The 19,970-nt window shown below is 61.7% G+C and carries 18 protein-coding genes and 1 tRNA gene; 11 read left to right on the top strand and 8 right to left on the bottom strand.

Going from position 1 to position 19,970, the window contains the following annotated elements; translation table 11 throughout:
• Nucleotides 1–441: 441 nt before the first annotated feature.
• The gene (locus ACQUST_RS05715; RefSeq protein ID WP_435126043.1) at nucleotides 442–756 is read left to right on the top strand and encodes an ion channel; all 315 of its coding nucleotides are present in this window, start codon (nucleotides 442–444) and stop codon (nucleotides 754–756) included.
• Between the two features lie 21 nt (nucleotides 757–777).
• Here ACQUST_RS05715 and ACQUST_RS05710 read toward each other — a convergent pair whose 3' ends face one another.
• The 3 genes from ACQUST_RS05710 to ACQUST_RS05700 all read right to left on the bottom strand — a co-directional run bounded on the left by ACQUST_RS05710 (nucleotide 778) and on the right by ACQUST_RS05700 (nucleotide 3,548).
• Nucleotides 778–2,694, bottom strand: coding sequence for a hypothetical protein (locus tag ACQUST_RS05710; RefSeq protein WP_435126041.1), 1,917 nt, complete (start codon nucleotides 2,692–2,694; stop codon nucleotides 778–780).
• A gap of 399 nt (nucleotides 2,695–3,093) precedes the next feature.
• On the bottom strand, nucleotides 3,094–3,402 hold the full coding sequence (locus ACQUST_RS05705; protein WP_435126038.1) for an HNH endonuclease: 309 nt from the start codon (nucleotides 3,400–3,402) through the stop codon (nucleotides 3,094–3,096).
• The gene (locus ACQUST_RS05700) at nucleotides 3,402–3,548 is read right to left on the bottom strand and encodes a hypothetical protein (RefSeq protein ID WP_435126035.1); all 147 of its coding nucleotides are present in this window, start codon (nucleotides 3,546–3,548) and stop codon (nucleotides 3,402–3,404) included. The genes ACQUST_RS05705 and ACQUST_RS05700 overlap by 1 nt, the downstream gene beginning before the upstream one ends.
• 439 nt (nucleotides 3,549–3,987) lie before the next feature.
• Between ACQUST_RS05700 and ACQUST_RS05695 the strand changes: the two genes are divergently transcribed.
• The 6 genes from ACQUST_RS05695 (at nucleotide 3,988) to ACQUST_RS05670 (ending at nucleotide 12,030) form a co-directional block, all read left to right on the top strand.
• Nucleotides 3,988–4,218, top strand: coding sequence for a hypothetical protein (locus ACQUST_RS05695; RefSeq protein ID WP_435126033.1), 231 nt, complete (start codon nucleotides 3,988–3,990; stop codon nucleotides 4,216–4,218).
• A gap of 8 nt (nucleotides 4,219–4,226) precedes the next feature.
• Nucleotides 4,227–4,643, top strand: a complete 417-nt coding sequence (locus tag ACQUST_RS05690) for a PIN domain-containing protein (protein WP_435126030.1) — start codon at nucleotides 4,227–4,229, stop codon at nucleotides 4,641–4,643.
• Between the two features lie 286 nt (nucleotides 4,644–4,929).
• On the top strand, nucleotides 4,930–5,940 hold the full coding sequence (locus ACQUST_RS05685) for a tyrosine-type recombinase/integrase (protein ID WP_435126027.1): 1,011 nt from the start codon (nucleotides 4,930–4,932) through the stop codon (nucleotides 5,938–5,940).
• 126 nt (nucleotides 5,941–6,066) lie between these two features.
• Entirely contained in the window at nucleotides 6,067–8,793 is a 2,727-nt protein-coding gene (locus ACQUST_RS05680) for a DEAD/DEAH box helicase (RefSeq protein WP_435126025.1), read from the top strand.
• 505 nt (nucleotides 8,794–9,298) lie between these two features.
• Nucleotides 9,299–10,468, top strand: coding sequence for a poly-gamma-glutamate biosynthesis protein PgsC/CapC (locus ACQUST_RS05675; RefSeq protein ID WP_435126113.1), 1,170 nt, complete (start codon nucleotides 9,299–9,301; stop codon nucleotides 10,466–10,468).
• Nucleotides 10,465–12,030, top strand: a complete 1,566-nt coding sequence (locus ACQUST_RS05670) for a Mur ligase (RefSeq protein WP_435126022.1) — start codon at nucleotides 10,465–10,467, stop codon at nucleotides 12,028–12,030. The genes ACQUST_RS05675 and ACQUST_RS05670 overlap by 4 nt, the downstream gene beginning before the upstream one ends.
• Before the next feature lie 400 nt (nucleotides 12,031–12,430).
• On the opposite strand, the gene ACQUST_RS05665 is transcribed toward ACQUST_RS05670, so the two are convergent.
• Nucleotides 12,431–12,742 (bottom strand): hypothetical protein, encoded by a 312-nt coding sequence (locus tag ACQUST_RS05665; RefSeq protein ID WP_435126020.1) that lies wholly within the window; start codon nucleotides 12,740–12,742, stop codon nucleotides 12,431–12,433.
• A gap of 485 nt (nucleotides 12,743–13,227) precedes the next feature.
• A tRNA-Arg gene (locus ACQUST_RS05660) sits at nucleotides 13,228–13,302 on the bottom strand.
• 112 nt (nucleotides 13,303–13,414) lie between these two features.
• Here ACQUST_RS05660 and ACQUST_RS05655 point away from each other — a divergent pair.
• The 3 genes from ACQUST_RS05655 to ACQUST_RS05645 all read left to right on the top strand — a co-directional run bounded on the left by ACQUST_RS05655 (nucleotide 13,415) and on the right by ACQUST_RS05645 (nucleotide 15,458).
• Nucleotides 13,415–14,248: a geranylgeranylglycerol-phosphate geranylgeranyltransferase gene (locus ACQUST_RS05655; protein ID WP_435126017.1), complete on the top strand. Its 834-nt coding sequence runs from the start codon at nucleotides 13,415–13,417 to the stop codon at nucleotides 14,246–14,248.
• Nucleotides 14,249–14,386: 138 nt separating this feature from the next.
• Nucleotides 14,387–14,995, top strand: coding sequence for an RAD55 family ATPase (locus ACQUST_RS05650; RefSeq protein WP_435126014.1), 609 nt, complete (start codon nucleotides 14,387–14,389; stop codon nucleotides 14,993–14,995).
• 40 nt (nucleotides 14,996–15,035) lie between these two features.
• On the top strand, nucleotides 15,036–15,458 hold the full coding sequence (locus tag ACQUST_RS05645) for a CoA-binding protein (RefSeq protein ID WP_435126011.1): 423 nt from the start codon (nucleotides 15,036–15,038) through the stop codon (nucleotides 15,456–15,458).
• A gap of 42 nt (nucleotides 15,459–15,500) precedes the next feature.
• Here ACQUST_RS05645 and ACQUST_RS05640 read toward each other — a convergent pair whose 3' ends face one another.
• Both ACQUST_RS05640 and ACQUST_RS05635 read right to left on the bottom strand, forming a co-directional pair.
• A complete protein-coding gene (locus tag ACQUST_RS05640; protein ID WP_435126009.1) occupies nucleotides 15,501–17,420 on the bottom strand; it encodes a response regulator in 1,920 nt (639 codons plus the stop codon).
• A gap of 87 nt (nucleotides 17,421–17,507) precedes the next feature.
• The gene (locus ACQUST_RS05635; protein ID WP_435126110.1) at nucleotides 17,508–18,221 is read right to left on the bottom strand and encodes a metal-dependent hydrolase; all 714 of its coding nucleotides are present in this window, start codon (nucleotides 18,219–18,221) and stop codon (nucleotides 17,508–17,510) included.
• Between the two features lie 154 nt (nucleotides 18,222–18,375).
• Between ACQUST_RS05635 and ACQUST_RS05630 the strand changes: the two genes are divergently transcribed.
• Nucleotides 18,376–19,113: a fumarylacetoacetate hydrolase family protein gene (locus ACQUST_RS05630; RefSeq protein ID WP_435126007.1), complete on the top strand. Its 738-nt coding sequence runs from the start codon at nucleotides 18,376–18,378 to the stop codon at nucleotides 19,111–19,113.
• A gap of 178 nt (nucleotides 19,114–19,291) precedes the next feature.
• Here ACQUST_RS05630 and tpiA read toward each other — a convergent pair whose 3' ends face one another.
• Nucleotides 19,292–19,936 (bottom strand): triose-phosphate isomerase, encoded by a 645-nt coding sequence (tpiA, locus tag ACQUST_RS05625; RefSeq protein WP_435126108.1) that lies wholly within the window; start codon nucleotides 19,934–19,936, stop codon nucleotides 19,292–19,294.
• Nucleotides 19,937–19,970 lie beyond the last annotated feature (34 nt).

Raw genomic sequence — 19,970 nt, 5'->3', positions numbered from 1 at the left:
CCGATTAGATCGCTATTCAACACAGCAGTCTGTGAGCCACTCTAATCGTGACTTAGCATCTATTCAACACGGCAGAAATTTCTAGCCTATTGAACTGGCGCTTATAGAGAACCACCAAGAGACCGAAGCCGATGAGTGCAGCGAGTATCCCGGGAACAAGATAGACGATGTTTGGGGAGCAACTGCCGCCCGCACCAGCAGGATTCGCACACATTTGGCGCTGGTAGGCGTACCAAATTGCGATACTCCCGCCGAAGATACCGAGTGCGCCCATGGCCTGTAGAAGTCGTTTTCTCATAGTCGTGGATTCAACGCACGGTACCAAATATCTTGTAGACGGACAATTGCCGGTTTGACCAATGCGCAGCTCAACCAACCTGGTTCAGTAGGAAAGTTGTCGAGCTAATAGGATTTCAACAAAGCCTCACTATCCTATCTGGCATGGTACTTTATCCCACGAATTGGTTTGGCGGTCTCGAAGAAACCGACTCAGGAGTCTCGATAATCCACAGTTACGATGAAAATGTCTTTGAAAACCTGTTGTCCCCGTCTTACTATCCGCAACTCATTGAATCGCTCTTTGAGATCTGGCAAAACAGCTTCTATTTTAGCGCAGTTACCTTCACTACTATCGGATCAAACAGTTACCAAGTGAATAGTTCCATAGCTAAGCTATTCTTGGCATTTGAGTCATTTTCCGGAACCTTTCTTTTAGCACTCTTTGTCTACTCGCTTGGAAAACAAGTCGCAAGATAGGAGTTTTACCTAATAGCTGATTCAATAGAATTGCTTCTCACCTGAATACTCCATTTCTGGTTGTGACTCACGCAGTTTACTCAGTGGGTCGTATTGGAGCACGTAGTCGGCGGCCTCCGCAGTATCTAACCCGTGTTCGACGAGGTGGCCGGCCATCATTTCGGGGTTGTGCATCGCGACGTTGCACTTCCCGCAGCGCCAGATTTCGCCGGTCTTGAGCGGCTTCTGCAGCCGCGTATTCTCCAGCACGTGTTTCTCAGGTAGGTGCAGCTCCACCATGTCGATGCCGCCGCCGCCAGGGGCGTGTTCTTCGCCGTCGCTGTCGATGATTGCTTCCAGCTCCCATTCCGAAGTGAGCGTCGCCCGGACGAACCCTTCCGAGTCCGCACTGTCGTCGACGCCAGCGAGGAGATCGGCGACGAACTCCCGGTGCCGCGGATTGATGTTCAACTGCGCCAGTATCGCCACTACGGACGGCTCTGCGTGCGGATTCGCGTACAGCCACGTCTCCACTCGCTCACGGATATTCGCTCGTTCGAGACTCTCACCGGCCGCGCCAGCAGCGTCGGCATCCGACCACCGTTCGGACAGCGACAGCGTCGACGATTCTTCATCGTCCGGCGGGTCAGGTAACGCCGCGGCGAGTTCGTCGCTGCGAATCGGCTCATCAAGCCGCGATTGGTCAATATCCCAGCCGGACGAACAGCATCGACACACTACGTCCGGGCCGTTCGCGTCAGACCACCGGACGGCCTCGCCGTGCGAGTCGGTTTGGTTCGAGCTGTCTGATTCGGCGCGCTGCTCGCAGGCATCCGCCGCAATCGCCTGATTCACCGTCTGTGACCGCGTCGTCCGCTGCCGCGCCGTCGACCAGTACAGCGCACCCCACGCGATATACTGAATCGGCCGCTCCTCCAGCCGCTCGTCGTACGAACCGCCCATGTACGCCGCGAGGTACGACCCGAGGTTTCCGACGGACATGTTCACCGAAATACAGCCGTCGTCTTCATCCTCGTACGACTGAATCGCGTCGTAGTCGTGCGCGCTCCGGCCGGCCGGCTCGCACACCTCCAGATGCTTGTCTATGACGCGCTCCAGTTCGCCGCCGATCTGTTCGGCGTCGAGCCCGGCCGCGTCGAAATACGCCCCAACGTGGATGTGTGTGTAGCAGGCGTTGACGCCGGGGCTGTCACCGAGGCCGTGCGGTTCTGCTTGCAGCCAGTATCCCCACTGCTCGGAGTCCAGGCCCAGGTGGTACTCCATGACGTTTCGGAGCGTGTCGCGGACGCCACCGTACGAAAAGGAGTCGTGGACTGCGTCGAGGTGGTCGACAGGCGACAGTCGCTCGCCGTTCGGCGTCGACGACGCGGACAGCGTCACCATCGCCGTCGCCGGCCGCTCCCACGCCGCCACGGCTTCGCCGCCGGATGGCCGTTTACCGCCGCCCATCTGCCGTTCGAGGGCACGAGCCCGAGCGTACTGTTTCGCGTGGTACTCCTGGCTCCAGGCGTCGGTCAGCGGGATTTCAAACGACTCCTCGCCGTTGGAGAACCGCGCCATCAGGCCGTCGTACCGGAGATGCGCCGTGAGGAACGCGGCGAGCGCGTCCGCCCATGTCGACGCCTCCCGATACTCCAGCTCCCGCGTCACGAACGCGGATTCGTTGAACCCCGCCGGGTCGGTGTAATACTCCTGCCACTCGGCTTCCGTGACGATACGACGCAGGCTCCGGCCGTGCGTTTGCGAAAGCGGGAGATCGGCCAGTTCGGGGTAGTCGCGGCGGAACTCCGCGACGCGCTCGTAGACGATGGCCGGGATATCGTCAGACCCGGCTGCACGGGCGGTAGCGACCTCTACAGAGTTAGTCTCCTTGGAAGGCCAAGACTGGTCGCTGTCTGGGGTGGCCGCCTCCGCCGGCTGTGGCGGCCCGCTACTCATCGGACCAGTCGGAAAGCGTCGACTGCGGGCGGCTGGGCGGGGAGACGCGACCGCCGTCGTTTGCGGGAGTCCGGGGGACTCCCTCTGGCGCTCGGGCTGCGCGGTCGGGGGCAAGCCCCCGCTCCGCGCGAGCCGATGCCTCGGCGCCGCTCGGGGCGCTCGCGGCGCCGCTGCCGGCATCGGCGTCTCCCTCGCTTGCGGTGGCCGTGAAGCTGAACGGCGCCAGGTGGATGGCCCAAAGGAGCGACCGGAGCCGGAGGTCGACCGGTTCGCGGTCGAGCGCCGGGACCCGGAAGCAGTCGGGGCACTCCCGATAGAGGACGCATTCGGAGTCCTCGGGGACGACCGTCAGCTCCTGGCAGGAGTGACAGTGAAACTCGAACAGCCGAAGGGACGCGCTCACCGCGACTCACCTCGGGCGAGCTGCCGGCGCGCCCTGGCCTGCCCGGCTTCCCGGTGCGGCCGGTGATGCTCGCTGTGGGCGTCCGCCTCCTGGAGTTCGACGTTTCCCGGCCGGTTGTCCCAGCGCACCCGGTTCCGGTGATGCACCTGGTACTCGCCGTCGGAGAAGACCTGGTCGGGAGCGGCGCCCTCGGCAATAGCGAGCAACTGGTGAACGTAGACGTACCGCTCGCGGCCTTCAGCAGCGACGTAGGTCCGCCAGCGCTCGTATCCATCCGCCCGCGTCTCGAACCGCGCAGGCGGCATCAGAAATCACCTCGAATCTCCGACAGCGGCGGATACGCGGTCGGGTCACCGCCGGTCCGGCACACCGGGCAGAGGTCCGTCCGCGGCGGCTCCGGCTCGACGATGGTGACGCCGCAGTCCTCGCAGACGTACTCCGTCCCGTTCATCGCTGACCACGCTCCTGGTCGAGCGCACGAACGGCATCGCGAACCTCGCCGTCGGTCGCCTGAATCGACGGGTGGAGGAAACGGGCTCCCGTAGCCGGGTCGTAGAGTTCGCTCGCAGGAACAAACCGAGCTTCACGCACGGGGAATCACCCCCTGATTTGCGAACAAAACCGGGGCACGGCACGGGGCCGCAACGTGGTACGCGTTTAGTTCCTCAGAAAGTGGTGGAACCGGCTTCCCGGGAAGCGCCGAATCCGGTAGCGAGCGGGACGCTACCGAGAACTCAGGGTTAGCGTCGAATGACGCCGTGAGAGAATGGGCGCTGCAGGCTTCTGTTCGAAGGGCGAACGATTCCCCTTAGAGGCTGTGAGGCCGTGGAAATAAGCGGACCTGAGATCTACCGAAAGACACAGTAATCTGTGTATCCATAGCTTTCTGTATGCCAACAATCACGGTGAACGTCGACGACGACCTCAAAGAGCGAATGGAGAAGCACCCCGAGATCAACTGGAGTGAGGTCACACGGCAAGCCATCCAAGAGAAAGTCGAGACGCTGGAGGTGATGGACGAACTCATCAGCCAGAGTGACCTCACCGAAGGCGACGTTCATGAAATTGCTCAGAAGATTAACGAACGCGGGCGCAGACGCGTTGACGAGGAGTCGGCCTAAACTGACGAATGAGGCTGGTCATCGACGCCAACGTCGTCATATCTGCACTCATCACCGACTCGAAAACGCGGGAACTCATCGTCACGCTTGAACCAGACCTGCTGACACCTGCCTTCGTCCACGACGAGATCGGGAACTACCAGGATCTGATCGTGGAGAAGTCCGGGATGGAACCGGAGCGAGTGGCACAGTTCATCGACCTCCTGTTCCAGTACATCGAGGTCGTTCCCACCGACGATTTTTATCCGGCTATCGACCGAGCAGACGAAGCAATCGGTGACACTGACCCCGACGATGTGCTCTATCTGGCGTGTGCGATCGCCTGCGATGCGTCCATCTGGAGTGATGATTCCGATTTCGACGAGCAGGATCTGATTGAGACGTACTCAACAGGAGACGTCATCAACTCGTTCGACACGCTCTGACTCAATGTACGATTGATTTTCTGATTAGACATCCGTTTGGCTGTACGCAACCCCCGGAGGGACGCATGCTCGTTCGGAATCATTCGCCCATCGAACGAAATCGTACTCGGCAGACACAGTAGACACATACACAGCCTACCCCTGTCTATCGGATTCGAACTGTTCGAGGAGCGATGGGCGCCGCAGCTTCTGTTCGACTGTCGAATGGCTCCACTTGGAGGCTGTGAGGCGGCCGACCTGAGGGAGCGAAATGAGGGCGTTTCCGAAGGGTCGCAAACAACAGACTATGCCGTTAGAACCAATCGACCCAGAATCAGCACTCGACCTCTATCTCACAGACCGTGAGCATGAGACATCACAAGCAACAATCTATTCACATCGTTCCCGGCTGGGACACTTCCTACGTTGGTGTGAACAACAGGGAATCACCAACCTGAATGACATCACTGGACGAGATCTCCACTACTTCCGACTCTGGCGACGTGATGAAGGCGATCTCAAACCAGTAACCGAGAAAACGCAGATGGACACCCTCCGTGTGTTCATACGGTGGCTGGAATCGATAGAGGGAGTTGAGCAAGATCTACACAGCAAAGTGCTTTCACCAGATCTTGGAGACGGAGACAACGTCCGAACGGTGATGTTGGACAGTGACAGCGCAGAAGCGATTTTGAATCATCTGAACAAATTCGAGTACGCGTCACGGCCTCACGTGATACTCACACTACTGTGGCACACGATGATGCGTGTCGGGGCTGCTCATGCCCTCGATCTGGAGGATTATGACCCTGAGAATCAATCGCTGAGTGTTGTTCATCGACCTGAGACGGGGACCCCAATCAAGAACAAAGAGGGTGGCCAGCGATTTATCGCACTCTCAGACGATATCTGCACTATTCTCGACGACTGGATAGAAACAACATGGGTGAACACTGTTGACCAGTTTGGACGCCAGCCACTCATTACGACTTCTAAAGGCCGTGCTCACACGACTACTCTCAGAGGAGACTGTTATCGATGGACCCGTCCTTGTGAGATCGGGATCGAGTGTCCACACGGTCGAAAGCCAGCAACGTGTGTCGCAACCGGCTATGATGAGGCATCTAAGTGTCCCTCCAGCAGGAGTCCCCACGCAATTCGTCGAGGCGGGATCACGTACGCCCTCAATCATGGATGGCCAAAGCCTGCTGTCAGCGACCGAGCAAATGTCTCCGAGGGTGTCTTGGATCGGCACTACGATCAACGGACAGAGCAGGAGAAGATGGAACAGAGGAGAAAGTATCTCGACAACCTATAGCAGGTGAGTCACTTCGATTTAACTCAATCAAATTTTGTACTGAACATTCTACTTACCATCATCAAATTATCAAACCAAGTACTAATCTGATAAGAATTATATGTGTTGTATGGTGTCGTGTCACCAGTGAGTTTGTTCACGCCGGATTACCGCGACTTTGGAGAATATGAGGCGGCTGAGCTGGCAGGAAAATCCTCACTCGAGCAACTGCTGTTAATGGATAGTGAGCTTGCTGATTACATCCACCTGCCGAATTACGTGGGGGCACTCCACCCCGCAGACATGTCGTTTCTATATTCAGCATATGACAGAGAGTTTTCTGCGTTCGTCACCGAACGGCTGGACGGTGCCACTGGAGGCACTCGATCTCCAGATCCTTCTGTTGAGTTCTCGCAGTTTCGCGAGGGGGTCGCGGAGCTCAACAAGAAACTCGCAACGTACCAGAATACCGAGATCGATTCGCTGACGGAGTCCGCTGAGCGGTTGCTGATGAAAGATCTGCGGATGGCTGGATTCGACCCTAGCCAAATGGAGCTCGATCACATGAGCCGGGATGGGACCTTGTATCTCCTGGAGCTGTATGCCAGTGCCGTCCAACAAGAGATCTACGCAGATTCAGATCTGTTGCAGCAGCTGCAGGGGGCTGTCGATGAGTATCAGGAGACCGCCTACGATGAGCTCGTTGATTCCCTCAGATATCCAGTTCTGATGGTGACTTTGTGGAAGAACCAACGCAAGGGCCTGGAACGCTGGTTGGACGCTGGCCGCTGGGGAGTGCTCGAAATGGCGACGGCGACTGGGAAAACAGTCGCCGGCATTGCTGCGATCGCTCATTTGTGCGGAGTCTTGCCGAATCACGATTTTGATGAATTCAACGGTCCCTACCGGTCTGCAGACGCGGATATCGCTGTTGTCGCCCACTCAAATGCAATCCTCAGTCAGTGGGAGCGCGAGATTCGCGAATTGCTCGGGCTGAATGTTGCTGGTGGGGATCGGAGTGGGCAACCTGAGGCGCTCTCATTTTCGACCGGTTCAGTTGAGTTCCATACTATCCACTCGATGCTCCCGCAACACGGCGGAGCGCCCGAGAAAACGTATGATCTTGTGATTTGCGATGAGGCACACCACTACGCGAATACAAACGAGAGTGGCTTCGGCGGGGCCTTACAGAGCATCAACGCCAATGCCCTGTTGGGCCTGTCCGCAACGCTCGGGCGTGAGGAGTCGAAAAAGCGGGAGGAACTGGAGAGTGTTTTGGGTGAGGTGGTATACACCTACACCGTCGATGATGCCCAGCGTCACGGTATCATCCCCGAGTTCGACTGGACGGTCCACCCGACGGCGTTAGAGGCCTCTGAGGCTGATGAGTGGGAGGATCAAACCTCTCGAATCACGGATCTGTTTGCGAAAACCAGACGGTCCCGATCGACGCGGCAGACTCTCAAACGGCTTGATGTACCGTTCAGTGAGTTCAGAGACCTAGGTGATTTCATTACCGCTCACAAAGCGGCTGGGATCGAACTCGACGATGTACCAAACCGGTGGAAGCAGCTCCATGCGGCGATCATGAGCCGAAACGCGATTCGACATCGATCGCGGCCGAAACTCGATGCCGCGATCGACCTCGCCCGTGAGTACCTCACGCAGGAGGGCGCTGGGATCAAGATCGTGATGTTCACGATGAACATCGACATGGTGGATGAAATCGAAGATAGGCTTGCGGACGTTTCTGAGAACGTCTTTGCGGTGCACAGTGAGGTCGCCGCTTCAAACAAAAAGAAAAATAAAATCGTCCGAAAGCGCATCGACGCCTTCCAAGACGCCACTAACGGTGTCTTGGTCGCCCCGAAGCTCCTTGATGAAGGGATTGACGTGCCCGACGCTGAAGTCGGGATCAATGTCGCAGGGACGAAAACCGAACTACAACTTATTCAGCGGATGGGCCGGGTACTGCGCAAACATGGCAACCAGGAACCACACTTCCACCACTATGTCGCGGTGCCCGAGGGCGAGGATCACCTCGAGGGCGTCGACTCGAAAGAACTCGCGAAACAGCTGCACTGGGTGCGTGAGCTTGGTGAGCGGATTCAACAACAGCCGGCCTTCGAGCCAGCGGCAATTGACCCCAACGTCGTCGAACGAGCCAAACGCCGTGGCAACGAGCTTTGGGCGGAGGAACTGATTGAAGAAGAAGCGGAAGTCGAGACAATTGATGGGCCCCTCGATCTGAAAGCGATCCTCAACTCAATCACCTACACCGCGGCCGAGGTTCTGTTGGAAACGGTCCCATTCGGCGGTGGCGATGTCTCGGAAGCGGACTGGGAAACTGGCATGCAGGCAGTGCGCTCACAGTCGCGGTTAGAACCAAGCGACATGCAACAGCTGTGGTGGCTCTATCCACTGTATCAGGACGATACGACCAAACTGAAACAACTGCTGACTGCCATCCGCGAGAGACAGCGTAATCTGCCTGAAAGCCGTGACTCCGTTCCCGTTGATGGAGACTCGGGCGGTGATGACGGATCTGGGGAAGATGGCGCTGGTGGCAATTTGGGGTCGGGAGAGGATGTGTCTGGTGGGAATGACTCGTCGACGGCCCCTGACCAGACCGTTGGACACGAATTAGCGAATCGCGAGCTCAAGCGACTGCACGACATTGCTGATATGGAGCCGACAAAGAACGCCGAATTATGTTCTGAATGGGGGTATGCAGATGGGTCGGCACTCTACGAATATGTGAATGACCACCTCATCGACTACATTCAGCGTAACGAAAACTCACTCATGGAGCTGTCGCCAGAGGGTCGCGAGATTGTCGAGCCGACTGAATGCCCCGACTACTCTGGTGACTAATCTGATGGATCGTGCGAGGAAAACCTATGAATTTCCTTCGTAATATCACGCTGCAGTTCGCGTTTGTTGTTCTATGTGAGGACGACTCTCTGCAGGAATCGATGCAGATAGAGTACGTGATGATCGACGAATTTCAAGACACCAACGAGATTGTCTGATGACGTGCGAGATTTATCCTTTTTACCTACCGACGCAACTGTTCATCCCCAGTCGTGAGTCCCGTGGCTGACTTGGGCTCTCTATACAGCAGGGCTCTAGACGATTATCTGGAAAATGGCTCTGTTGAAATCCTCAGGGGTTGATACAAATGGTCTGCTGAATATAGAAAGTGGATACAGCAGGGCCCCCAATTAATTCCTACCCGCGTTGAGTTAGCAGTTACCACAGATCGTGCCAATTTATTTCCAACGCGTCTCTATCAGGCTGGTCAAACGAACAATCATATTGCATTTCAGTTCTGACCCAGATACATGTGTAGTAGTGCTGATCTCGTGAGGTATTGCCAGTGTTAGTTGCAGCCGGGATTACGGCGCTGGGACTTCTGTCGGTCGGAATCATCACCCAATTATTCGGATACCGGATGGGTGGGACTATTGCGGTCCCCGTGCTGGCAGTCTATACCCTGAAGAACGTCTGGATGCTCCCGATTTTTGTGCTAAGTACGATCATCGCTTACCTCGGGCTTTGGGTCGTGAAGCAGCGAACGCTACTCTACGGACGCGACGAACTACTCGTCGCGATGGGGCTCGGCAGCGGCGTTCCGCTGCTCCTGCTCGTAGGACTTGGGTCGCTGACCCCGGAGTCACTCCGCTCGGTCGTGTTCATCGGCAGTATCCTCCCCGGCCTTGCAGCCTACAATTACCATCAACTCAAACCGGAGTATCGGATTCACGACCTGCTCACCGCCACGGGCCTGTACGCCGGTTTGGTCGCCTGTGGCTGGCTGCTTATCACCCCCGGCTTGGCCACGACACTTGGCGAGATGACGCCACCCACCCTGTACACAACCACGACAGACGTTGCCGTCTACAAGAACGCGGCACTCGACACCGACCTCGAACCGACCATCCTCGCTCGGCCGGTGGCAGTCGTGCTCTTTCTACTCGGCCTTCTGATCTCCGAACGCGTCCGTGGGCGCTACGGCCTCCGAATCGGACTGATCGCCCTCCCGTTGCTGGCCATTTACGCACTGGCGAGCAAGTGGCTCGTCGTGCTGTACGCGGTGCTGCTCGGGCTCTCCTTCGGATTTCTCTATCTCGTCCACTACGTCACCCTCCTTTACGGACGCGTGCTGATCTCAATCACGACAGCATTCGCGCTGATCGTGGCTGTTCCCATCACGCTGTTCTTCCCGATTACGCGGGGGTTGTCGGCGTACTTCGTCGCAATCCTCGCCGGGACCGGCGCGTACAACTGGCACGTTGCCCCCGGACCCAAACGAAAGCTCTTCGTCCCGCTGCAGCTCGGCACCTTCGCGGTGATGTTGCCGATTGCTCGGGCGACCGGGCGCATTCTGCCGCGTGGGTTCCCACAGCAGTTCGGGATCGTGCAGGTCGCCGCAAGTCTCCTCGTCGCACTCGTCTGTCTCGTCATCGTCGAGTATCACACGGTCTATCAGCCGTCACACGAGGATGTCTTCGAGTCGTCGATCCTCTCGGGCGGTGATCGAGAATGAACGAACAGGGCATGTTCGAGGTCGTCCGAAGCGAGGAGGGGTGGTTCTGGCGACTTTCTGACTCCGAGGTCTGTTTGGCGGTCGGAGCAGATCGGTACGAGAGTTCAAGAGTGGCTCGGCAGCACATCGACCGGGTTCGCGACGCCGCGGCGGAACTCGAATCGCTCGATACCGACGAGTTCGAGTACGTCGAGTCACCCTCGGACGACGACCGGCCGACGCTGCGGGTTCGCGGTGACGAGTCAAGCGACATATTCGAGTGGGTGCTCGAAGACGACGACGAGACCCTCGCAGTCCCGAGTTTTACTTACACCGAACGGGCGAACGCCCGCGAGGCAATGCGGCGGTTCCGCCATCTGGCGACGGGCGCGATCCCGGTGTATCTCGTTGGGGCCGAGACGGACGTCGAGTTCAACCCGTTCGAGGTCGGAATGTCAACTGTCCGTGGCGCCCTCTCGCTGTTGGATCGGGGCCGCCAACACCGTCAGTTCCTCGACAACATCGACACGCGTATCGTCGTCTCCGGTATCCGTGGGAAGTCTTCGACGGTCAAGCGTCTCGACGACGTATTTCGGCGTCGGGGCTATGACACGCTGACGAAGATCACCGGGAACCATCCACTGTTGATCCGCAACGGCGACGTTATTCCAATCGAACGGACGGGGCCGTACACGACACTGTACGAGAACATCAACGTCCTGCGGGAGTTCGGGCCACAACTGGAGTCGTATACGCCAGAGGACGTCGGCATCTTCGAGAATCAGGGCATTACCGAATATACGACTCGGCTAATCAACGAGCGGTTCATCAAGCCACATGTGGTCGTGATCGCGAACGTCCGGCAGGATCATCAGGATACGCTTGGTAAGACCGTCCGCGACCTTGCCCGTGCGTTCGCGCGGACGATTCCACCCGGCACGAAGGTCGTCAACGGCGAGCAGAACCCAGTCCTTGCAGAGTATATGCGCGAGGAAATTGAGCAGCAGGGCGGTGAGATGCGACAGGTCACGATCCCGGACGACCAGCAGGGCCGGATCGGTGCCGAGACAGTCTACGCGGTCAACGATGTGCTTCGCTGGCTGGATATGGAGCCAGTACCGGAGGAACAACTGAACGCGTATCTGGACGCTATCCAGCCACGCTGGATCCAGCTCCCCGGTGGGCGCATATTCAACGGCGCCGAAATCAACGACATCGAGAGCACGGAGGCGATTCGGCAGTCATTGGCTGGTGACGACCACGTCCTGCCATTCGTCTACTTGCGCGCCGACCGGCGGAGCCGAACCGCCTCGTTCGCGAAATACCTGAACACGCTGGCCGAGCGCAACCTGATTGAGCGGGCTCGTGCGGGCGGCGCGTTCACGGGTGTCTTCGCGTCAAACGTCGACGTGCCGGTGATACAACACGACCGCGACGAAGACGCTGGTGCGGTACTTGAGGATATGCTTGAAGAGGGATACCCGGTGTTGACGATGGGCAACACGGTCGACGACTTCATGCGAGACTTGGAAGACGAGATTGAAACGCGAGCCAAGAAAGCTGCTGTTGAAGCGACCGATTGACTCTCACGGAGATTTTTCTCACCTGTCCGTATGTATAGAAACGACCTGCCTGCAAACAGTTCGGGCAGAACAGTCGAATACCCAGTCTTACCAAATGACCGAAACGCGCTCTGTATTCAGCACGGCTCCGACAACCTATCAGCAACTGAGGATTTCAACAGAGCCCCCAAGCGAGAACCCGAAGGGAAGGGCCCCGATTCGGACCATCCAAGTGGAGATGACCTCAAGAGGGGCTGATTCGGCGAAGCCAGCAAGAACTGGCGGATAGAATCCAACGGCTGTTGGAATGCCGATGAGAAATACTGTCGCAAGAAGCGATATGAGACAAAATAGCGAAGTTCGATTCATCACGAGGGGGGAAGCCAGCCGGACCGTATGTAACTACAGAACAGGCAAATGGTCAAAATCCAGAGCTGTGAATCTTGACTCTCAAGGTAATTGCCGCAATTACGAGACCTCCGTAAACCAGTATGTCAAGTGTGGTCAATAATCCCGTTTCGAGGAAGAGGGGGATAGCGAGATAGATTCCGATACTGACGCCTGCGAGGTAACCGAACGACCAGTACCGGGACGCATCTACAGTCATCACCGCACTCACGATTGAAACAGGGATCACCCACCAGAAGATCCCTAATGGGAGCAGACCTTGCTCAACCAGCAAAGGAACGAGTTCACTAATTAGGATGGCAACCACTACGGTCTCGACAATCATCCCGACACCTCGTTTGATACCGTGGTCCATACCTGGCATCTTGACAGAATGTCTTTGGTGTGAAAGATAGTACTTCGCCTGTTCTTACGGCACTTTTCAGGATCTGTTAGCTATAGGATTCAACAGAGCCAGGATATTCAGAAGAAATCCGCTAGGCCGACAAACTGCATCCCGACCGACATAGCGGATTCTACTGTTCGCGTGCTTGAGCGCGCGCAACCCACTAATTCCTGTCCACGATTGTGCTCGGACCTCTTGTAGACAGCTGCGCACGAGCGGTGAGGATCATCGATTAGTGCTCAACGTCACATCCAACTAGTCAATGAGTATGACTATTCCACCCGGTTTAGATGTGCGAAATCCCCATACGGAAGCACGCTCATTCGGAATCGTTCGTCCGTCGAACGAAATCAAACCCAGCAGCCACGGTTGGTATATAAGCAACCCACCCACGTCTATCGGATTTGGACCGTTCGAGAAACGAATGGGCGCTGCAGGATTTGAACCCGCGGCAGCTTGGTCCGAAGCCAAGTACTCTGTCCAGGCTGAGCTAAGCGCCCGTACCGCGTTCTATACACGTCTCTCGTTTAAGCCCCGCGGTTCGTCGTGGAGTTGCGGACGTGGCGGCGGCGGGTCGCGCGTTTTATTGTGTCGCCGGCGGGAGTCGGCGGTATGTCGAGGCTCGGCGGGTATCTGGAGCTGACGCGTCCGGGGAATGCGGTCGCTGCGGGCGTATTGCCGTTCATCGGGGCGTTCGTGGCGGGCGGGCTGGACCGTCCGGGAGCGGTTGGGTTGGCGGTTGCGGCGACGGTGTTCGCGACTGCCGCCGGGAACGCGGTGAACGACTACTTCGACCGCGACGTCGACGCGGTGAATCGGCCGGAGCGGCCGATTCCGAGCGGCCGGGTGTCGCCGCGCGGGGCGCTGGGGTTCGCGGCGACGCTGTTCGTCGGGGCGGTGCTGGCGGCGGTGACGCTGCCGGTGTTGGCGGTCGCGATTGCGGTGGTGAATCTGGTGGCGCTGGTGGCGTACACGAAGCTGTTCAAGGGGCTTCCTGGGGTCGGGAACGTCGTCGTGGCGTACCTCACCGGGTCGACGTTCCTGTTCGGTGCGGCGGCGGCCGGCGGGCTCGCGTCGCAGGTGTGGACGCTGTTCTGGCTGGCGGCGGCGGCGACGTTCGCGCGGGAGGTCGTGAAGGACGTGGAGGACGTGGCGGGGGACCGCGAGGAGGGGCTGCGGACGCTCCCGATCGTGGTGGGGGAGCGGGCGGCGCTGTGGGTGGCGTTCGCGGTGATGGCGGCGGCGGTGGCGGCGAGCGGCTTGCCGTACGTCTGGGGGACGTTCGGCGCGGCGTATCTGGCGGTGGTGGTGCCGGCTGACGCGGTGATGCTCGGGGCCGTTACGTGGGGGTTCCGGGAGCCGCGGGCGGCTCAGCAGTGGCTGAAGCGGGGGACGTATCTCGCGGCGGTCGCGTTCGTGGTCGGTCGGCTCGCACAGCTCGCGTAGGGCGCGGGACGGGACTCCCCAATCAGAAAGAATAATACCCGGTCACGGTTTGGTGCCTATAGTTGATGACTCCCGGCTCGAGGACGCGTCAGAGTCACTTTCGACCGGCCGTGACCGGCGAGTCTACGGGGAACAGGCATGTATGAGGTCGACGCGCTGGACACGCGGATTTCTCCGGGGTCGAACGTTCTCGTATCCGGGCCGCCGCTGACCGGGAAGCGCGAACTCGCGCTGGACGTGCTCGCGGAGGGGACGCGTCGGGGGGAGGGAGCGATCATGGTCACGACGAAGGACGGCGCGAAGCGGCTGCTGGAGCGGTACGGGCGCCGCGTCGACTACGAGGGGAAGCCGGTCGCGGTCGTCGACACGGTGACGCGCCAGCAGGGGGTCGGGGACGTCCGCGACGACGACCGCATCAAGTACACGTCGTCGCCGGTCGACATGACCGGAATCGGGATCAAGCTCTCCGAGTTCCTGGAGGAGTTCTACCAGAACCGCCGCATCGAGCGGAACCGCATCATGGTCCATTCGCTGTCGACGCTGCTGATGTACTCGGACCTGCAGACGGTGTTCCGGTTCCTGCACGTGTTCACCGGCCGGATTCAGAGCGTCGACGGCCTGGGGCTGTACTGCATCGACTCGACGGCGCACGACGACCAGACGCTGAACACGCTGAAACAGCTGTTCGACGGCGTCGTCGAGACGCACGAGGAGGGCGAGCCGACGGTTCGGCTCGCCGAGGCCTGAGCGCGAACCACTTTTGCGGGCCGCGTCCGTTAGGGGAGCCATGCCTGTCACGGACGACGACGGTCTGCGAGAACTGCTGTCGATGGACCCGGTCGCGGTCGTCGGCTGCTCGACGACGCCCGGGAAGGCGGCTCACGACATCCCGCGGTACCTCCAGGACCACGGCTACACGGTCATCCCGGTGAATCCGTACGCCGACGAGGTGCTCGGCCGGCCGGCCGCGGACACGCTCGCCGACGTGGACGAGGACGTCGAACTGGTGGACGTGTTCCGGCCGAGCGAGGAGGTGGCCGGCATCGTCGACGACGTCCTCGCACGCCGGGAGGGGCGCGGCGACGTCCGCGGCGTCTGGCTGCAGCGCGGCATCACGGACGACGACGCGCTCGCCCGCGCTGAAGACGCCGGGCTGGTGACGACGCAGGACCGCTGCATGAAAGTCGAGCACCGGCGGCTCCGCGGCTGACCGCGCCGGTGAACGTCGCCGCCGGTGGTCGATTGCCGGCGGTCAGTCGGCGTCGACGCCGGTCAGTTCGACGCGGAAGCCGCCGCCGCCGGCGTCGGTGACGGCGACGTCCCAGCCGTGGGCGTCGGCGATGCGTTTCACGATGGGGAGCCCGAACCCGGTCCCGGACGCCGACGTCGAGTAGCCCGGTGTGAACAGTTCGTCGGCGTCGTCACCGGCGGCGCCGACGCCGTCGTCCGAGACGGCGAAGCCGTTCGGAAGCGCCTCGACGGTCACGGTGACGTCACCCGCCCCGTCTGCGCCGTGGGGCGCAGCGGTGCCTGGAGCCGGGACGCCAGCGGCGTTGTGCTCGATGCTGTTGCGGAACAGGTTCTCCAGCAGTTGCCTGAGTCTGGCTTCGTCGGCGCGGACCGTCCGGGTGCCGTCGACGACGAGCGTGGCGTTCGGCGTCCGGACGGTCTCCCAGCTCTCCGCGGCGACCGATTCGAGGTCGACCGGTTCGACCGTCAGCGACTCCGGGCCGTCGCGGGCGAGCGTCAAGAGCCCCTCGATGAGCGCGAACGCCCGGTCGAGCGCCCGAGCCGCGGTTTCGAGGTCGGGGTCGTCGCAGCGTTCCAACGCGAGGTCGACGTGGCCGTCGGCGACGGTGAGCGGGTTCCGCAGGTCGTGACTGACGATGGTGGCGAACTCCTCGAGCCGCTCGTTCTGCCTGCGGAGTTCTTCGGTCCGCTCGATTCTGTCGAGCGCCTCCGCGGTGTGCGAGACGAGCAGTTCGGCGAGCGCCCGGTCGTTCTCGTCGAACGCGCCGGGAGCGTCGGAGACGGCCTGGAAGACGCCGTGGTCGCCGATGGGGATGCTGAGCCCGGCGCGGTAGTCGCCCTGCGGGTTCGCCTCCGGGTGGTCGGCGGCGTCGTCGACGACGAACGACTCGCCGGTCCGGTACGTCTTCCCGACGAGCCCCTCCTCGACGGACATCGGAGTGGCGCCGTCCGGCGGGACGCCCGACGAGATGGCGACGACGGGGAGCCGGCCGTCCGATTCGAGGTTGATGACGCAGAGGTCGAGGTCGAGGACGGTTTCGGCGGCGTCGATGGTGCGTTCACACACCGCCTCGACCGTCTCGTCCCCCGAGATTTCGGTGGCGACCGTGTGCAGCTCCGCGAGCGCGCGCTCGTATTCGCGGCGGTTCGTGACGTCGGTGATGAACCCTTCGATGGCTTCGAGGTCGCCGCCGTCGTCGTAGAGGCCCTGTCCGCGCTCCCACATCCACTTGGTCGCGCCGCCGCTCGTCACGATTCGGTACCGCACCTCGAACGAGCCGTCCTCGGCGAGTCCGTCCTGCACCGCGGTCCACATCCGGTCGCGGTCGTCCGGATGCAGGACGTCGTCGCCCCAGACGACGTCGCCCGACTCGATGACGTCGGCGGCGTAGCCGGTGAGCGTCTCGCATTCGCCTTCGACGAACTCCATCGGCCAGTCGGGTTCGTTCCGGCAGCGGTACACCATCCCGGGGAGGTTCCCGATGAGCGTCTCCAGCCGCCGGTTCCGCTCGGCGAGCGCCCGTTTCGACCGCGCGGCGTCGACCGCGTTGCGGACGCGGTTCGCGAGCAGCGCGTACTGGTCGCTGCCGCCGCCTTTCTGGAGGTAGTCCGTGACGCCGGCGGAGATTGCTTCACTCGCCAGCTCCTCCGAGCCCTTCCCGGTGAACAGGATGAACGGCAGGTCCGGCGAACGGCTCCTGACGGCTTCGAGAAACTGGATGCCGTTGCGGCCCGGCATGTCGTAGTCGGAGACGATGCAGTCGACGTCCTCGGACAGCCTGTCGAGCGCGTCGCCGGCGTCGTGCTCCGTCACCACGTCGAACCGGTCGTCCTGCCGTTCCAGTCGGGTGGCGACCAGCTCCGCGAACGTCGGCTCGTCGTCGACGTGCAGCACCCGTATCCGGTCGCCTGTCTCGCTCATGGGCGTCGAACCAACTGGTCCGGTGTTCGGGGCTCCCGCGTAAAAATCTGCCCTCGGGTCGCGGCGTCCGGGCCGGCGGGAGTCGGGCTACTCCAGCGTGAACGTCTCGTCGCCGCCGAGGACGGCGACGTCGACGTCGCTTCCGGTCGCGGCGACCTCGCGGACGAAGTCGTCGGTGTCGATTTCGATGGGCGGGAACGTGTCGTAGTGCATCGGGAAGGCGTGGTCGACGCCGAGCCAGTCGACGGCGACGGCGGCCTGCGCCGGCCCCATCGTGAAGTGGTCGCCGACCGGGACCGCGGCGGCGTCCGGTTCGAGGAACGCCCCGACGACGTCGCGCATCTCCGAGTGCAGGCTGGTGTCGCCGGCGTGGTAGAACGTCGTCGCCTCCTCGTCGCTCTCCTGGGTCGGCTTCGAGTCGGAGACGACGTAGCCGGCGGGCATTCCGGCGGACGCGCCGTAGCCGGTTTCGATGCCGTTCGAGTGGTCGGCGCGCACCATCGTCACGTACGCGTCGCCGAGTTCGACGGTGCCGCCGAGGTTCATCCCGGTGGAGTCCTCGACGCCGTACTCGTCGGCGAGATACCCCGTCAGCTCCGGCGTCCCGACCACGTGCGCGCCGCGGAACCGGTCCACGTCGGCGATGTGGTCGGCGTGGCCGTGCGTCAACAGCACGTGGTCGGCGTCGACCTCCTCCGGGTCCGTCTCCGTGTACGGGTTGTCGAAGAACGGGTCGATGAGCAGGTCGGTGTCGCCGAGCGAGACGTGCCACGTGGAGTGGCCGTGCCAGGTGAGTTCCATTGCGGTCATCGCGTCCGGTCGTTCGGCCGAATCACACATAAATTCGTCCGCCGGACGCCGACGGAACGGCGCCGCCCGGAACCGTCCGGCGGCCGCCCGCCGCTTGCTCGCCGGGTTCGCTGGGACTAAGCCGCCCGGCGCCGTCGGCTCGCGCATGCGCTACGCCCGAATCAGCGACCCCGCCGGCGTCACTCGGCGCGGCGAGTACGTCGACGGCGTCGTCGAGGCCGCCGGAGAGACGTTCGACGTCAGCGACCCGGACGTCGACCTGCTGCCGCCCTGTGAACCCACCAAAATCGTCTGCATCGGCCGGAACTACGCCGCCCACGCCGAGGAGCGCGACGCGGACGTCCCGGACCGCCCGATGCTGTTCTTGAAGCCGCCGAACACCGTCGCGGCTCCGGGGTCGACCGTGACGCTGCCCGCCGGCAAAGAGCAGGTGGAACACGAGGCCGAACTCGGCGTCGTCATCGGCGAGCAGGCGCGGAACGTCGACGCCGACGACGCCTGGGACGTCGTGGAGGGGTTCACGTGCCTCGACGACGTGTCGAACCGCGACGACCAGAGCCGCGAGCAGAACTGGGTGCGCGGCAAGGCGTTCGACGCCGCCGCCCCCATCGGCCCGGTCGTCGCCGACCCGGAGGACGTTCCGGCGGACGCGTCCGTCGAACTGCGGCTGAACGGCGACACCAGACAGCGCGGCAGCCGCGACCAGTTCATCTTCGACGTCCCGACGCTCGTCGAGGAGATCACGACGTACCTCACGCTCGAACCCGGCGACGTCATCTCCACCGGGACGCCGGCCGGCGTCGGGCCGCTCAGCGACGGCGACCGCGTCGAAGTCGAGGTCGAAGGCGTCGGCGTCCTCGAACACACCGTCCGGTCCGCCTGACGCCGCAGTACACCGTTTTCTGCGACGACGTGACGCCTGTCGAGAGCACAGTTCACGCCGCACCGAGCAACGTCTGGCGTCGGCGGCGGTGCACTACAGAAATCGGGCGGCGGTCCTGTGAGGCGGGACGGGCGGCCGATTCGAGACCGGTGGCCGATTCGAGGCTGGCGGCCGCGGCTCAGAGCGGAGAGACGAGGTCGCGGAGCACCGCCCGCGGGTCGTCGGCCTTCGCGACGCCGGAGGCGAGCAGGACGCCGGTGGCGCCGAGGTCCGCGGCGGCGGCGACGTCGTCGCCGGTGGAGACGCCCGCGCCGCAGAACAGGTCGACGTCGCGGTCCACGGCGGTGACGGCGGCGACCGACTCCTCGACGACGGCCGGGTCGGCGGACGCGACGGAGACATCGCCGCCGATGAGCGCCGGCGGTTCGACGGCGACCGCGTCGGGGCCGAGCGCCGCCGCGGCGCCGGCCTGCCGCGGATTGTTCGCGCAGACGATGGTTTCGAGGTCGGCGCGGTCGGCCGCCGCGAGGCTGTCGTCGATGGCGGCGAGCGTGACGCGGCGCTCGGAGTGGTTCAGCAGCGTCCCCTCGGCGCCGGCGTCCGCGGCGGCCTCCGCGAGCGTGCTGCCGGTGTGGCTGCCGTGGCCGTTCGGGGAGACGTGCTGCGCCCACGTCTCGACGCCGGTCGCCGCGACCGCGGACAGGTGCGCCGCCTGCGGCGCCACGGCGATTCTGGCGCCGGACTCCTCGGCGACGTCGCGGGCCGCCTCGGCGATTTCGACCGGGTCACACGGGTACGCTTTGAGGTTGACGAGAACGAACACGTCGGACATGGTCGACTGGTTGGCGCGCCGCCTG

The organism is Halobaculum sp. D14, assembly GCF_051195135.1.
Lineage (GTDB): Archaea > Halobacteriota > Halobacteria > Halobacteriales > Haloferacaceae > JBNTKA01.
Note: the sequence above shows the minus strand (reverse complement) of the source record. Positions and strands in the feature narration are given on the sequence as shown.